The sequence below is a fragment of the Streptomyces ficellus genome, from assembly GCF_009739905.1.
GTDB classification, from domain to species: domain Bacteria; phylum Actinomycetota; class Actinomycetes; order Streptomycetales; family Streptomycetaceae; genus Streptomyces; species Streptomyces ficellus_A.
The window spans coordinates 3,379,873-3,393,772 of the sequence record NZ_CP034279.1 but is presented as its reverse complement, the minus strand read 5'-3'; the positions used below and the strand labels follow the sequence as shown (position 1 = coordinate 3,393,772).

At 72.8% G+C, this 13,900-nt stretch carries 15 protein-coding genes; all 15 read left to right on the top strand.

Annotated elements, in window-relative coordinates; all coding sequences use genetic code 11:
• Window positions 1–59: 59 nt before the first annotated feature.
• The 15 genes from EIZ62_RS14970 (at window position 60) to EIZ62_RS14900 (ending at window position 13,886) form a co-directional block, all read left to right on the top strand.
• On the top strand, window positions 60–281 hold the full coding sequence (locus EIZ62_RS14970; RefSeq protein ID WP_156693170.1) for a hypothetical protein: 222 nt from the start codon (window positions 60–62) through the stop codon (window positions 279–281).
• Window positions 282–599: 318 nt separating this feature from the next.
• Complete coding sequence (locus EIZ62_RS14965) at window positions 600–1,118, top strand: DUF2617 family protein (RefSeq protein WP_156693169.1); 519 nt, start codon at window positions 600–602, stop codon at window positions 1,116–1,118.
• 104 nt (window positions 1,119–1,222) lie between these two features.
• Window positions 1,223–2,758 carry a polyamine aminopropyltransferase gene (locus EIZ62_RS14960; RefSeq protein ID WP_156696408.1) on the top strand — a complete coding sequence of 512 codons (1,536 nt, stop codon included), beginning with the start codon at window positions 1,223–1,225 and terminating at the stop codon, window positions 2,756–2,758.
• A 61-nt stretch (window positions 2,759–2,819) separates the two neighbouring features.
• Window positions 2,820–3,668 (top strand): SRPBCC domain-containing protein, encoded by an 849-nt coding sequence (locus EIZ62_RS14955; RefSeq protein WP_156693168.1) that lies wholly within the window; start codon window positions 2,820–2,822, stop codon window positions 3,666–3,668.
• Window positions 3,669–3,678: 10 nt separating this feature from the next.
• The gene (locus EIZ62_RS14950; protein WP_156693167.1) at window positions 3,679–4,473 is read left to right on the top strand and encodes an aldose epimerase family protein; all 795 of its coding nucleotides are present in this window, start codon (window positions 3,679–3,681) and stop codon (window positions 4,471–4,473) included.
• A 25-nt stretch (window positions 4,474–4,498) separates the two neighbouring features.
• Complete coding sequence (gene pyrE, locus EIZ62_RS14945; RefSeq protein ID WP_156693166.1) at window positions 4,499–5,047, top strand: orotate phosphoribosyltransferase; 549 nt, start codon at window positions 4,499–4,501, stop codon at window positions 5,045–5,047.
• Between the two features lie 167 nt (window positions 5,048–5,214).
• Window positions 5,215–6,255: a class II fructose-bisphosphate aldolase gene (gene fbaA, locus EIZ62_RS14940; protein ID WP_280117771.1), complete on the top strand. Its 1,041-nt coding sequence runs from the start codon at window positions 5,215–5,217 to the stop codon at window positions 6,253–6,255.
• 86 nt (window positions 6,256–6,341) lie between these two features.
• Window positions 6,342–6,755 carry a DUF3151 domain-containing protein gene (locus EIZ62_RS14935; RefSeq protein ID WP_156693164.1) on the top strand — a complete coding sequence of 138 codons (414 nt, stop codon included), beginning with the start codon at window positions 6,342–6,344 and terminating at the stop codon, window positions 6,753–6,755.
• A 247-nt stretch (window positions 6,756–7,002) separates the two neighbouring features.
• Entirely contained in the window at window positions 7,003–7,755 is a 753-nt protein-coding gene (locus EIZ62_RS14930) for a DUF3152 domain-containing protein (RefSeq protein WP_341873947.1), read from the top strand.
• Window positions 7,756–7,864: 109 nt separating this feature from the next.
• Window positions 7,865–8,710, top strand: coding sequence for a tryptophan 2,3-dioxygenase family protein (locus tag EIZ62_RS14925; RefSeq protein ID WP_156693162.1), 846 nt, complete (start codon window positions 7,865–7,867; stop codon window positions 8,708–8,710).
• Window positions 8,703–9,998, top strand: a complete 1,296-nt coding sequence (kynU, locus tag EIZ62_RS14920) for a kynureninase (RefSeq protein ID WP_156693161.1) — start codon at window positions 8,703–8,705, stop codon at window positions 9,996–9,998. Before EIZ62_RS14925 ends, kynU begins: the two co-directional genes overlap by 8 nt.
• A 91-nt stretch (window positions 9,999–10,089) precedes the next feature.
• Window positions 10,090–10,956, top strand: a complete 867-nt coding sequence (locus EIZ62_RS14915) for an alpha/beta hydrolase family protein (protein WP_156693160.1) — start codon at window positions 10,090–10,092, stop codon at window positions 10,954–10,956.
• 43 nt (window positions 10,957–10,999) lie between these two features.
• Window positions 11,000–11,869 carry an NmrA family NAD(P)-binding protein gene (locus EIZ62_RS14910; RefSeq protein ID WP_244375704.1) on the top strand — a complete coding sequence of 290 codons (870 nt, stop codon included), beginning with the start codon at window positions 11,000–11,002 and terminating at the stop codon, window positions 11,867–11,869.
• A gap of 74 nt (window positions 11,870–11,943) precedes the next feature.
• Window positions 11,944–13,221, top strand: a complete 1,278-nt coding sequence (locus EIZ62_RS14905) for a sensor histidine kinase (RefSeq protein ID WP_425281821.1) — start codon at window positions 11,944–11,946, stop codon at window positions 13,219–13,221.
• Window positions 13,218–13,886 carry a response regulator gene (locus EIZ62_RS14900; RefSeq protein WP_156693159.1) on the top strand — a complete coding sequence of 223 codons (669 nt, stop codon included), beginning with the start codon at window positions 13,218–13,220 and terminating at the stop codon, window positions 13,884–13,886. Before EIZ62_RS14905 ends, EIZ62_RS14900 begins: the two co-directional genes overlap by 4 nt.
• The last annotated feature ends 14 nt before the right edge of the window (window positions 13,887–13,900 follow it).

Genomic DNA, 13,900 nt, shown 5'->3' with positions numbered 1-13,900 from the left:
GGAGGGGTGCGGAGGGGGGCATCCCCCAGTCACGAACGACACGGGGGAAGGTGATGAACATGACGATCGTCCTGATCGTGGGCGGCCTGATCGTCCTGGTGGGGTTCCTCGTCGCGGTGGGCGCGGCGGGGGGCGGGAGGAGCCGGCGCCGTGGGGGCGGGTCCGGCAACAGCTGGTGGGCCGGGTCCACGGGGGGCTCGTCCTGCGGGGGCGGCTCGTCCTGCGGAGGGGGGTCGTCCTCCTGCGGGGGCGGCGGTGGATGTGGTGGCGGAGGCAGCTGACACGGGGCAGCCGGTCCGCGACCACGGAGGGTGCCCGGCGGTGAACTTCCGCCGGGCGCCCTTTCGTTGACCCGGCGCCCGCCCCATCGGCCGTTTCCTTTTGAACAGTTGAACCGGCAGGCCCCCCAGGGGATGGAAACCACGGCACATTGGGTAAAAAAGCTGTGAGTCATCCGCAGTTCATGATTCCCTCGCTGTCGAGGACATCCAGCCCTCGGACCTCGTGTGTGGATTTCGAGACGGAGATCCCCCAGTCCCCCGAACATCTTCCGGGACGCCCCCGGTCCACCCGTCAAACCCTGTTTGCGGAGCCGACCCATGCTCACGACGCTCAAGACCTCCTACACCGACACCCGCGCCGCCGACCTGGCCTGGGCGCTGGGCCGGGAGGCGCTGCCCGCACTGGCCGTACTCGATCTCGAACTGTCCGGCGCCACCCTCCAGCTCCGGCTCCTCGGCGCCTCTCATCAGGTCCTGCTCGAGGAGGAGCGGGGCAGTTGTTCGGAGACCGTCGCCTGTATGCCCGGCAGCAGCACGCCGCTGCCGCTGGGCGTGGCGAAGCGCATCGGCGCGTGGGAGTACGAGTTCGCCGCGCGCGTCGAGACCCTGCCGAAGGGGGCGTTCGCCGGCCGTGCCCAGGAACTGCTCGCGCTCGTCGCGGACCATCCCAACGGCCTCGCCGGTACGTTCCCCGGCTCGCCGCACGCCTTCACGGCCATGCTCGCCCGGCGTGAGGAGGGTCAGGTGCGGTGGCGCACATGGCACGCCTACCCGCAAGAGGGTCAGCTGGTGGTCACCAGGACCAGTGTGGGCGTCCGTATGCACACACCCCTCTAGTTACACCCTTGTGGGTGACAAATGGTGGTCGACCCGTGACGTAGCGTTATGGGGTGATCGAAGCGCCGCACGTCTCCGTCACCGTGCCGCCCGCACAGGGCGGCATGGCACCGCCGCCCGGGCGGCAGCGGGCGGGGCGCTTCCTGGTGCTGGCCACGGTCTTCATCTGCGCGGCGTGCGGTCTGGTGTACGAACTGGAGCTGGTCGCGCTCGCCTCGTACCTGATCGGTGACTCCGTCAAGCAGGCGTCCGTCGTCCTGTCGGTGATGGTGTTCGCGATGGGCGTGGGCTCGCTCCTCGCGAAACGTTTGCGCTGCCGGGCGGCCGTCGGCTTCGGGCTGCTGGAGGCCGCGCTCGCGCTGGTCGGCGGCTGCTCGGCCCTCGTCCTGTACGCCACGTTCGCCTGGATCGGCGAGTCGCGGTACGCGCTGGTGGGGTTCTCGCTGGCGATCGGGGTGCTCATCGGGGCGGAGATGCCGCTGCTGATGACGCTGATCCAGCGCATCTCGCGGCGCGCCGAGCAGGACGCGGGCGGGACGGTGGCGGACCTGTTCGCCGCCGACTACGTGGGGGCGCTCGTCGGAGGGCTCGCCTTTCCGTTCCTGCTGCTGCCGTGGCTGGGTCAGCTCACCAGCGCGCTGCTCACCGGAGCGGTCAACGCGGTGGCGGGCGGGGCGCTGGTGCTGCTGCTGTTCGGGCGCGACCTGACGGTGCGGGAGAGGTGGCTGCTGGTGGTCGGCAACGTGGCGGTGCTGGCCGTGCTCGCGACCGCGACGGTGCTGGCCGACGACTTCGAGCGCTCGGTGCGCCGCGCGGTGTACGGGGAGCGGGTGCGGGTCGCGGTGCAGACGGACGTGCAGGAGGTGGTCCTGACGGACGGGCCGGGCGGGCCGGTGGAGCTGTTCCTGGACGGGCGGCTGCGGGTGAGCGGGCGGGACGAGCACCGGTACCACCGGGCGCTGGTGCACCCCGCGATGCGCGGGCCGCACGCACGCGTGCTGGTGCTGGGCGGCGGTGACGGGCTGGCGCTGCGGGAGGTCCTGCGGTCCGGCGGCGTGGAGTCGGTGACGGTCGTCGAGCTGGACCCGGGCGTGGTGGACCTCGCGCGCCGCGACCCCGCCCTGACCCGGCTGAACGGGCACGCGTATGGCGACCCGAGGGTGCGGGTGGTGCACGGGGACGCGTTCGCCCGGCTGCGGGAGGCCGTGGCGTCCGGCGCGGAGTACGACGTGGTGGTCTGCGACCTGCCCGATCCGGCCATCACCGCCAGCACCAAGCTGTATTCGGCGGAGTTCTACGGCCTGGTCTCGCGGGCCCTCGGTGACGGCGGGCGTCTCGCGGTGCACGCGGGGCCCATGGTGTCGCGGCCGCGGACGTTCTGGACGGTGGACGCCACGCTGCGGTCGGCCGGCTTCACGACCCGGCCCTACCGCGCCACCGGGCGGCTGTCCGGCTTCGGCGCGGGGCCCGACCGGTCGACGGGCGGCGGCTCGATGCCCGCCGACTGGGGCTTCTTCCTCGCCGCGCCGGACCACGGCCCGCCGGACCCGGAGGAGGTGGACGGGGTGAGCCGGGCGGTGTGGCCGCGCCCGGCGGGACTGCCGCCGTCGACGCTGGTCCACCCCAGATACGGCGAGTGACCCCTTTTGGCCTTGTGCACATGGGAGACGTGAGGGCCGGGCGTGGGTAGGCTCGGGCTCCATGGAGCATGAGGTGTTCGTTCCGGTTGATGTGGAGACCCTGCGCGCCGCGCTGGCCGACCCCGAGCGGGTCGCCCCGTGCGTACCCGGGTTCCAGCAGGACGCGGACGCGTCGGCCGGCCCCCTCTCGGGCCGCCTCAAGGTGCGGGCCGGCGGGCACTCGATCACCTACCGGGGCGCCCTGCACCTCGCGTCCCGCGACGACGAGACGTACGTCGTGGAGGGTGAGGGCGCGGAGGTGCGCGGCACCGGCTCGGCGAAGCTGACCCTGACGGTGCGTCTGTCCAGGGTCGAGGGTGGTACGACGCTGCGCTTCACGGGGACGACGAGCGCCGAGGGCCGGCTGAAGGAACTGCCCGAGGACGCGGCGGTCTCGGCCGCGCACCGCCTGCTGGACCGTTTCGCCGAGGCGCTCGCCGCGACGGCCGCCGCCGGAGCGGTGCGCGACGCCGACGACCTGGACGGCGTCGATGACGTTGACGAGACGGACGAGCTCGGTGACGTCGACGACGACGGGGTGGACCAGGGGGCCGAGAGCGCCGGGTCGGTGTTCGACGCTCCCGTACCGCCGCCGTCGCTCGACCCGCTCGCCGACGCCGAGTTCGAGGTGCCCGACCTGCCCGACGAGGCGCTCGCCGACCCGGGTGTCGAGGCGGCGCACGCCCGGCGGACCATGATCGGGCGGAGTGCCGAGGAGGTCGACCACGCGCCGCCCCGGGGCCGGTACGCGCCCACGCCCGGCCCGCAGGCCGCGTCGACGACCGACACGCTGCGCTGGCTCGCCCCGGCCGCGGCGCTCGCCCTCGCGTCGGCCGTGGTGGTAGGGCGAGCACTGCGCCGCCGCAAGTAGTGTCGGTGGCGTGACCAGTAGCGAACAGAGCGTCCGGCTCGCGGCCGGAGACGTCGAGTTGACGGTGCGTCCGGACAACGGATGCCGCATCGAGAGCCTGCGTATCGGCGGGGACGAACTGCTGCGGCAGGGCGACAGGTACGGCTGCTTCCCGATGGTGCCCTGGTGCGGGCGCATCGCGAACGGCCGGTTCCTCAGTGGGGCGACATGGCATCAGATGCCGCTCAACTCCCCGCCGCACGCCATCCACGGCACCGGACGGGACACCGTGTGGCGCACCGCCGCCGCCGACAAGGCGGACGCGGTGTTCACCTACGACCTCGCCGAGCCCTGGCCGTACCCCGGCCGCGTCACCCAGACCGTGGGCCTGACGGAGGACGAGCTGACGCTCCGGCTCGGTGTCGAGACGCAACGAGACTCCTTTCCCGCCCAGGCCGGCTGGCACCCCTGGTTCAACCGCAGCCTCGGCGGGGAGGACGTGCGCGTCGACTTCACGCCCGAGTGGCAGGAGGAGCGGGGCGAGGACCACCTGCCCACCGGCCGCCGGATCGCGCCCACCCCCGGCCCCTGGGACGACTGCTTCGGGATGCCCGACGGGGTGGACGTCACCCTCACCTGGCCCGGTCGGCTGGAGCTGAAGGTCACCAGCCGCGCCCCGTGGGTCGTGGTGTACGACGAGCAGGAGGCCGCGGTCTGCGTGGAGCCCCAGTCGGGCCCGCCGAACGGCCTCAACACCGCTCCGCACCTGGTCACCCCCATCGAGCCGCTGGAGATCGCCGCGACCTTCGCCTGGCGGCGGCTCTGAGCGCGGCGGCTTTAAGCTCATGGGCATGACTGACGTACGAGCCGATCTGCTCCAGCAGATCAAGGACAAGGCCGTGGTGCACGGCAAGGTGACCCTCTCCTCGGGTCTGGAGGCCGACTACTACGTCGACCTGCGCCGGATCACCCTGGACGGCGTGGCCTCGCCGCTCGTCGGTCAGGTCATGCTCGATCTGACCGCCGACCTGGACTTCGACGCGGTCGGCGGCCTCACCCTGGGCGCCGACCCGGTCGCGACCGCGATGCTGCACGCCTCCGCCGCGCGCGGCCGGACGCTCGACGCCTTCGTCGTACGCAAGGCCGCCAAGGCGCACGGCATGCAGCGCCGTGTCGAGGGCCCGGACATCAAGGGCCGCCGCGTCCTGGTCGTGGAGGACACCTCCACCACGGGTGGCTCGCCGCTCACCGCGGTGGAGGCGGTCCGCGAGGCCGGTGCCGAGGTCGTCGCGGTGGCCACGATCGTGGACCGGGCGACCGGCGCGGCGGAGAAGATCAGCCAGACGGCCGGAGTGCCCTACCGGTACGCCTACGCCCTGGACGAGCTCGGCCTGGCCTGAGCACCCATAGGGCTTGACCAGCGGTTTTTCCCGGGGGCGGACTGTTTCACGTGAAACGGTCCGCCCCTTGTGGCAGGCGGGGTGGAGCCCGCGGAGGAGTCTGGAAAGATAGGGGCGACGATGACGTCGCCCCCAGGTCAGGGATCAGCAACGCAACGCAACCGCAGATCACAAGGAGCGGACAGATGCCCATCGCAACCCCCGAGATCTACAACGAGATGCTCGACCGGGCGAAGGCAGGCAAGTTCGCCTACCCGGCCATCAACGTCACCTCGTCGCAGACCCTGCACGCCGCCCTGCGTGGGTTCGCCGAGGCAGAGAGCGACGGCATCATCCAGATCTCGACCGGTGGTGCGGAGTTCCTGGGCGGCCAGTACAGCAAGGACATGGTGACCGGTGCGGTCGCCCTGGCCGAGTTCGCCCACATCGTCGCCGCGAAGTACGACGTCACCATCGCCCTGCACACGGACCACTGCCCGAAGGACAAGCTCGACGGCTACGTGCGTCCGCTGCTCGACGTCTCCGCCGAGCGGGTGGCCAAGGGCGAGAACCCCCTCTTCCAGTCGCACATGTGGGACGGCTCGGCCGAGACCCTCGCCGACAACCTGGCCATCGGCCAGGAGCTGCTCGCGAAGGCCGCCGCCGCCAAGATCATCCTTGAGGTCGAGATCACCCCGACCGGTGGCGAGGAGGACGGCGTCACCCACGAGATCAACGACGAGCTGTACACCACCGTCGACGACGCCATCCGCACCGCCGAGGCGCTCGGCCTGGGCGAGAAGGGCCGCTACCTGCTGGCCGCGTCCTTCGGCAACGTCCACGGCGTCTACAAGCCGGGCAACGTCGTGCTCCGCCCCGAGCTGCTCAAGGACCTCCAGCAGGGCGTCGCCGAGCGCTTCGGCAAGGCCGACCCGTTCGACTTCGTCTTCCACGGCGGCTCCGGCTCCACGGCCGAGGAGATCGCCACCGCGCTGGAGAACGGCGTCGTGAAGATGAACCTCGACACGGACACCCAGTACGCCTTCACCCGCCCCGTCGCGGACCACATGTTCAAGAACTACGACGGTGTGCTGAAGGTCGACGGCGAGGTCGGCTCCAAGAAGACCTACGACCCGCGCACCTGGGGCAAGCTCGCCGAGGCGAGCATGGCCAAGCGCGTCACCGAGGCGTGCGCGGCGCTGCGCTCGACCGGCACCAAGCTGAAGTAACACCTCGATGGTCTGAAGCGCCATCCTGAACGTCCGACACGGGCCCGGCATCGCTCACGCGGTGCCGGGCCTGTGACACTGGTGGCATGGGTATCCACGAAAACCTGCTGGGGGGACCGCCCCCCACCCACCTGCCCGACGACCCGGAGCCGCGCGAGCTGCTCGCGAGCGGCGCCGCGCCCGCGGACGTCGCCGCGAAGTACCCCACCTCCTCGCTGGCCTGGGCCCAGCTCGCCGACGACGCCTTCGACGGCGGCCGGGTCGTCGAGTCGTACGCGTACGCCAGGACCGGCTACCACCGCGGTCTGGACGCCCTGCGCCGCAGCGGCTGGAAGGGCCACGGCCCGGTGCCGTGGGAGCATGAGCCGAACCGCGGCTTCCTCCGCGCCCTGAACGCGCTGGCCCGCGCCGCGCAGGCGATCGGTGAGCAGGAGGAGTACGAGCGCTGCTCCACGTTCCTCCGTGACTCCTCGCCCCTGGCCGCCGACACCCTCAGCTGACCTGGGGTTTTCCGCGCCGTGACGGCCCGCCCACCCGGACTGGTTCCCTCCGTTCCGGGTGAGGCGGGTCGCATCTTTTCGGGGTGCGTCGCCGGTACGATCGCACGCACCATCGAAACGGGGTTCTGTCTTGGGCAAGCGTGCTGCCGCATCGCGCGGACGTCGTCGCCGGGGTGCGAGAGGCGGGGGCGGAGGCGGCGGGCGCCGTGGACCGGCGGGCCGGATAGTCCTCGCCTCCCTCACCCTGGTGGGCGTCTGCCTGGGCGGTGGCGCCGCCCTCGCCCACTGGCGGGCCGCCGACGCCACGACCGACGCCGGGGCTCCCGCACGGCAGCCGGTCGCCGAGCCGCCCCACGCCCGTGCGCCCGTCGCCCCGCCGCGCGCGGACCGCGACTCCCCGCCCCGGCGGGACGAGCCCGGCGCACCCGCGAGCGTCCCGTCGTCCGGTCCCGGCACCTTCACCACCGCCCGGGCCCACGGCGTCAGGACCGGCTCCGGCACCCCGCGCCGCTACAGCGTCCAGGTCGAGAACGGCATCGACCTCTCGCCCACCGGCGCGGCGGCGGAGATCGAGCGCATCATGGCCCACCCCAGGGGCTGGGCCGCGCACGGCCGGGGCTCGTTCCAGCTGGTCACGCAGGACGCCGACTTCGTCATCCGGATCGCCACCCCGAAGACCGCCGACGCCCTCTGCGCGAAGCAGGGCCTCGACACGGGCGGCGAGCTGAACTGCGAGACCGTCGACGGCGTCGTGGTGAACCTCAAGCGCTGGACGCTGGGCTCCCCCACCTTCGCGGGACCGCCCGCCGAGTACCGGCACCTGATCATCAACCACGAGGTCGGACACGAGCTCGGCATCAGCCGGCACCTGGGCTGCGGCGGCCCGGGGAAGCCCGCACCGGTGATGATGCAGCAGATCAAGGGCCTGGACGGCTGCACGTCCAATGCGTGGCCGTATGACACCGCCGGCCGGTACATCGATGGTCCGCTCGTGTCATGATGCGACTGGGACCGGGCGTACACACGCTCGGGTCCCGAGGGGACCGGGGCTCCGCCACTGATGGAAGGAGCAGACCGCTACCCGGTAGCACGCATTGACGGAGACAGCGATGTCTACTTCCCCCGATGCCTCTGTATCCGGTTCGGACACCCCGAACCTGGAGTACACCGGCACCACGCCGTACGAGGACTACGTCCAGGCGGACGTCCTCACCCACCTCCAGCACCCGCTCTCGGACGATCCGGGAGAGATGGTCTTCCTGGTCACCACCCAGGTCATGGAGCTGTGGTTCACCGTGATCGTCCACGAGTGGGAGACCGCGAGCCGCGCCCTGCGCGAGGACCGGATCCCGGTGGCGATGGACGCGCTCGGGCGTTCCGCACGCGAGCTTGAGGCGCTGAACGCCTCCTGGAAGCCGCTCGCCCGCCTCACGCCCGCCCAGTTCAACTCCTACCGCAGCGCGCTCGGCGAGGGCTCCGGGTTCCAGTCGGCGATGTACCGGCGGATGGAGTTCCTGCTCGGCGACAAGTCCGCGTCCATGCTGGTCCCGCACCGGGGCGCCCCGCGCGTCCACGCGGAGCTGGAGAAGGCCCTGCACGAGCCGAGCCTGTACGACGAGGTCCTGCGGCTCCTCGCCCGGCGCGGCCTGCCGGTGCCGGACAGCGTCCTCACGCGGGACCTGTCGCAGAAGTACGAGCCGTCGCAGGCGGTCGAGGCCGTCTGGGCGGGGATCTACGCGAACCCCGGCGAGAACGATGAGCTGGTCCGGCTCGGCGAGGCCCTGACGGACGTGGGCGAGCTGGTGTGGCGATGGCGCAACGACCACCTGGTGGCGACGCGGCGCGCGATGGGCTCCAAGACCGGCACGGCCGGCTCCGCCGGGGTGGCCTGGCTGGAGAAGCGGGCCCGCAAGAACGTGTTCCCCGAGGTGTGGACGGCCCGCAGCCATGTCTGACGACCTCATGACCGGAACGGCGCGCATACCGGGGACCCTGGCCTCCAGGGCGGCGGCGCTGGACGCCCAGGACCAACTGGCCGCCCTCCGCGAGCTGTTCGCGCTCGACGACGGCGTGGTGTACCTGGACGGCAACTCGCTCGGCGCGCTGCCCCGGCACGTACCGGCCCGCATGGCCGACGTCATCACCCGCGAATGGGGCGAGCTGCGCATCCGCTCCTGGGACGAGAGCGGCTGGTGGACCGCGCCGGAACGGATCGGCGACCGGATCGCGCCGCTCGTCGGCGCGGCACCCGGCCGGCTGGTGGTGGGCGACTCGACGAGCGTCAACGTCTTCAAGGCGCTGGTCGGCGCCGTGCGGCTGGCCGGCGAGGACCGGGACGAGATCGTCGTGGACGCCACCACCTTCCCCACGGACGGCTACATCGCCGCGTCGGCCGCGCGCCTGACCGGCAAGCGCCTCGTGGCAGCGGCCCCCGGCGAGGTCGCGGACGCGGTCGGTCCGCGCACGGCCGTCGCGCTCGTCAACCACGTCGACTACCGCACGGGCCGGCTGCACGACCTGCCGGGCATCACGGCCGCCGTCCACGCGGCGGGCGCGCTCGCCGTGTGGGACCTGTGCCACAGCGCGGGCGCCCTGCCGGTCGGGCTGGACGCGCACGGCGTGGACCTGGCCGTCGGCTGCACGTACAAGTACCTCAACGGCGGCCCCGGCGCGCCCGCGTTCCTGTACGTCGCCGAGCGCCACCAGGCGGGCTTCGACTCGCCGCTGCCCGGCTGGAACTCGCACGCCGACCCCTTCGCGATGACCCCCGGTTACGCGGCGGCGGAAGGCGCGGTCCGCGGCCGGGTCGGCACGCCCGACATCCTGTCCATGCTGGCGCTCGAGGCGGCGCTGGACGTGTGGGACGGGGTGCCGATCGAGGCGGTGCGGGCCAAGAGCCTGGCCCTGACGGACTTCTTCCTGGAGTGTGTCGAGGCCTACGTGCCCGCGGGCCGGGTCACCTCGGTCACCCCGGAGGCGCACGCCGAGCGGGGCAGCCAGGTGAGCCTGAGCTGCGCGGACGCCCACGCCGTGATGAAGGAGCTCATCGCCCGGGGCGTCGTCGGCGACCTGCGCCGGCCCGACGTGCTGCGCTTCGGTTTCACCCCGCTGTACGTGTCCTTCGCGGACGCGGAGCGCGCGGCGCGGGTGCTCGCGGACGTGCTGGCGGACGTACCGGCGGACATGGTGACGGAGGTGCCGGCGGACGGGGCGACGGACGTGCTTTCGGAGCCCGCGGGCTGATGTTCGGCCCTGAACTGCGGGGGCGCCAGGGGCTGATACGGTCCCCCGCAGGTCAGGCCGAACCGGCCTCGTCACCGAAAGGCTGAGCACCATGCCCGACCCCGCCGCGCGCGACGCCGCCGAGGAGGCGTCGGCCCTGTCGCATCCGGCCGTCGACCCCGACTCCACCGCTGCGTACGGCGACCACCCGGACCAGGTGGTGGACTTCTACGCGCCCCGAGGGGGCGGTCGCGGACCTCTCGTGGTCGTGCTGCACGGCGGGGCGTGGCGGGCGCCGTACGACCGGTGGCACATCACCCCTTTCGTGGACTACCTGGCCCGGCGCGGGTTCGCCGTCGCCAACGTCGAGTACCGGCGCGGCGGTGAGATCCCGTCACCCCGGGGGAACGGCCCCGTGGCCGGGCGGTGGCCGGAGACGTTCGACGACGTCGCCGCCGCGCTGGACGCGCTGCCCGCCCTGGCGCGGACGCACCTGCCGGGGGCCGACACGCGCCGCACGGTCGTCACCGGCCACTCGGCGGGCGGGCACCTGGCGCTGTGGGCGGCCGCCCGGCACGTCCTGCCCGCCGGGTCGCCGTGGCGGCCGGCCGGTCCGCCCCCGCTGCGCGGGGTGGTCGCGCTGGCGCCCATCGCGCACTTCGAGCGTGCGGTGGAGCTGGACGTGTGCGGTGGCGCCGTGCGGCAACTGCTCGGCGGGGACGCCGGCTTCGCGGCGCGGGCGGAGTGCGCCGACCCCGCGGCGCTGCTGCCGACCGGGATCGCCACGGCGGTGGTGCAGGGCCGGGAGGACAGCGTCGTACCGCAGGCCGTCGCCGAGGCGTACGTGGACGCGGCGGCGAGGGCGGGCGAGACGGTCGGGCTGACGCTGCTGGACGGAGTGGGGCACTTCCCGCTGATCGACCCGGCCGCCGACGCCTGCGCGGTGGTCGCCGAGGAGATCGCCCAACTGGCGTGGTGATCGCGGACGGAGGCTGACCGCAAGGGTTCGTAGCGTCGGCTCCATGACGAACCGCGAGAACCGCGAGAGCGGCACGAACCGTATGAACCTCGTGACCGGCGCGACCGGCACCGTCGGCCGCCAGGTGGTCGCCGAGCTGCTGCGCCTCGGCCGGCCCGTCCGCGCCCTGACCCGCGACCCCGCGAAGGCCGGCCTCCCCGACGGCGTCGAGGTCGTACGCGGCGACCTGACCGACCCCGACACCCTCACCGGCGCCCTCGACGGGGTCACCGGCCTGCACCTGATCACCTTCGGCGGCGAGTACTTCGCCCCGCTGGAGACCGGCCCGCGCATCGTGGACCTGGCCCGCGAGGCCGGGGTGCGGCGGATCACCGTCCTCAACGGCGGAGGGCCCACCCCGCTGGAGGACGCCGTGCGGGCGGGCGGCGTGCCGTGGACGGTGGTCACGCCGGTGGAGTTCATGGCGAACGCCCTGGAGTGGGCGGAGGGCATCCGGACGGCCGACGAGGTCCGGGAACCCTTCACCGGCCGGCGCAGCGCCATGGTCCACGAGGGGGACATCGGGGCGGTCGCGGCGGTCGCCCTCACCGAGGACGGCCACGCGGGCCGGGAGTACCTGGTCACCGGCCCCGAGGTGCTCACCCTCAAGGACAAGACCGACGCGATCGCGGCGGCCCGCGGCCGACAGGTGCGGCTGGTGGAGCTGTCGGAGGCGGAGGCGGTCGAGCAGTGGCGGGCGGAGGGCCGCCCGCAGGACGTGATCGACTTCCTGCTGGAGGTGTACGGGGACACCCCGGTGGAGGGCCGCACGGTCCACGACACCGTGGAACGGGTCACCGGCCGGCCGGCCCGCACCTTCGCCGAGTGGGCCCGGACACACGCCGACGCGTTCCGCCCCTGGTCAGCGGCGTAGTACTCCAGGGGGACGCGGAAGGATCCACATCCAAGGTGACGACCGCGTCCCCGCGGTTGCTTACGGTTTATGGCGTGACCGACACAAGAAACCGCAGCCCGGAGTACCGGATGGCCAGCGGCCTGTTCCAGGGCATGCGCCGCGAGCTCCTCGACGACGTGTTCGCCTACCGGCTGCTGGCGCCCATGCGCACCGACGGGCCGGTGACCAGGCGGCTGCCGCGGTTCGTCCGCGAGTACGTGGCCTGGTTCCCGCACGCCCTGGTGGCGGGGGCGGCCCTGATCGTGATGTCCGTGGGGTACACGGAGGGGAAGCCCGTCACCGGGATCGTCCCGGCCGCCGTGATCCTGCTGACCCTGGTCCGGCCCGTCGGCGCGTTCTGGCTCTCCCTGGCGACGGCCCCGTTCGTGAGCATCATGTCCGGCTACTGGGACGGCTGGCCGTGGGCCCCGACCAGCTTCATGGGCCAGCTCACCGTCATGACCGTGGTCGCGGCCCGCACCCGCCCCCGCACCGCCGCCTGGATGTGGGCGCTGACCGGCGCGTTCGGCTTCTTCTGCGAGCTCGTCCTCAGCCGCGGCAGCGGCGGCACGACCTGGCCGCTGCTCGTCGTCTCCGCCTTCGTGCTGCTGTCCGTCACCGTCTTCCACACCCGCCGCGCGGCGAAGGAGGAGGTCACCGCCCAGCAGACCGTCACCGCCCAGGAGCGGTCCCGGCGCACCCTGCTGGAGGAGCGCACCACCATCGCCCGCGAGCTGCACGACGTGGTCGCCCACCACATGTCGGTCGTCGCCATCCAGGCCGAGGCCGCCCCCTACCGGGTGGAGAACCCGCCGCCCGAGCTGGAGCAGGCGTTCGTCACCATCCGCGAGAACGCGGTGGCCGCGCTGACCGAGCTGCGCCGCATCCTGGGCGTCGTACGGGCCGAGGACTACGAGGCGCCGGACGCGCCGCAGCCGACGCTCAACGACCTCGGCGCCCTGATCGCCAACGTCCGCGACGCCGGACTCACCGTGGACGCCACGGTCACCGGCGCGGCCCGCGAGCTGCCCCAGGGCGTGGAGCTGTCCGCGTACCGGATCGTCCAGGAGGCGCTGAGCAACGTCCTGCGGCACGCCCCCGGCGCGTCCGCGAAGGTGGAGGTGTCGTACGTGCTCGGCGGGCTGGGCCTGCGGGTGGTGAACGGGCCGCCGCGAGGCCTCGTCAAGCCCTCACCGGGCGCCGGACACGGGATAACGGGCATGCGGGAGCGGGTGGCGATGCTGGACGGCGAGATGACGGCGGAGACGACGGACGACGGCGGCTACGAGGTCGCGGCGTTCATCCCGGCACAGCGGCAGGAGGCGTCATGACCGGCCCCGTCATCCGCGTACTGATCGTCGACGACCAGAGCATGGTCCGCGAGGGCTTCTCCGTCCTGCTGAACGCCATGCCCGACATCGAGGTCGTCGGCGAGGCCGTCAACGGCAGGGAGGCGGTCCGGCAGGTCGGGGCGCTGCGCCCGGACGTCGTCCTGATGGACATCCGGATGCCGGAGATGAACGGCATCGACGCCACCCGCGAGATCGTCGCCGCCGACGGCGACGCGAAGGTGCTGGTCCTGACGACGTTCGACCTCGACGAGTACGTGTACCAGGCGCTGCGCGCCGGCGCGTCCGGCTTCCTGCTGAAGGACGCCTCCGCGCGTCAGCTCGCCGAGGGGGTACGGGTGGTCGCGGGCGGCGAGGCGCTGCTGGCGCCCACGGTCACCAGGCGCCTGATCACCGAGTTCGCCAAGACCGCCGAGTCGTCCCGCCCGCCGGCCCTCGCCCAGGTGGGCGACCTGACGGAGCGCGAGACGGAGGTGCTGGTGCTGATCGCCCAGGGCCTGTCGAACGGCGAGATCGCCTCCCACCTGGTCGTCGCCGAGTCGACGATCAAGACCCATGTGAGCCGCATCCTGGTGAAGCTGGGCCTGCGGGACCGTACGCAGGCGGCGGTCTTCGCGTACGAGGCACGGCTGGTGACACCGGGGTGATCGGTCTCTAGGGT

What these genes read in the sequence shown, in the direction of transcription:
- EIZ62_RS14970 (WP_156693170.1), top strand. Translation starts at nt 60, where the DNA reads ATGACGATCGTCCTGATCGTGGGCGGCCTGATCGTCCTGGTGGGGTTC.
- EIZ62_RS14965 (WP_156693169.1), top strand. Translation starts at nt 600, where the DNA reads ATGCTCACGACGCTCAAGACCTCCTACACCGACACCCGCGCCGCCGAC.
- EIZ62_RS14960 (WP_156696408.1), top strand. Translation starts at nt 1,223, where the DNA reads ATGGCACCGCCGCCCGGGCGGCAGCGGGCGGGGCGCTTCCTGGTGCTG.
- EIZ62_RS14955 (WP_156693168.1), top strand. Translation starts at nt 2,820, where the DNA reads ATGGAGCATGAGGTGTTCGTTCCGGTTGATGTGGAGACCCTGCGCGCC.
- pyrE (WP_156693166.1), top strand. Translation starts at nt 4,499, where the DNA reads ATGACTGACGTACGAGCCGATCTGCTCCAGCAGATCAAGGACAAGGCC.
- EIZ62_RS14935 (WP_156693164.1), top strand. Translation starts at nt 6,342, where the DNA reads ATGGGTATCCACGAAAACCTGCTGGGGGGACCGCCCCCCACCCACCTG.
- EIZ62_RS14925 (WP_156693162.1), top strand. Translation starts at nt 7,865, where the DNA reads ATGTCTACTTCCCCCGATGCCTCTGTATCCGGTTCGGACACCCCGAAC.
- kynU (WP_156693161.1), top strand. Translation starts at nt 8,703, where the DNA reads ATGTCTGACGACCTCATGACCGGAACGGCGCGCATACCGGGGACCCTG.
- EIZ62_RS14915 (WP_156693160.1), top strand. Translation starts at nt 10,090, where the DNA reads ATGCCCGACCCCGCCGCGCGCGACGCCGCCGAGGAGGCGTCGGCCCTG.
- EIZ62_RS14910 (WP_244375704.1), top strand. Translation starts at nt 11,000, where the DNA reads ATGACGAACCGCGAGAACCGCGAGAGCGGCACGAACCGTATGAACCTC.
- EIZ62_RS14900 (WP_156693159.1), top strand. Translation starts at nt 13,218, where the DNA reads ATGACCGGCCCCGTCATCCGCGTACTGATCGTCGACGACCAGAGCATG.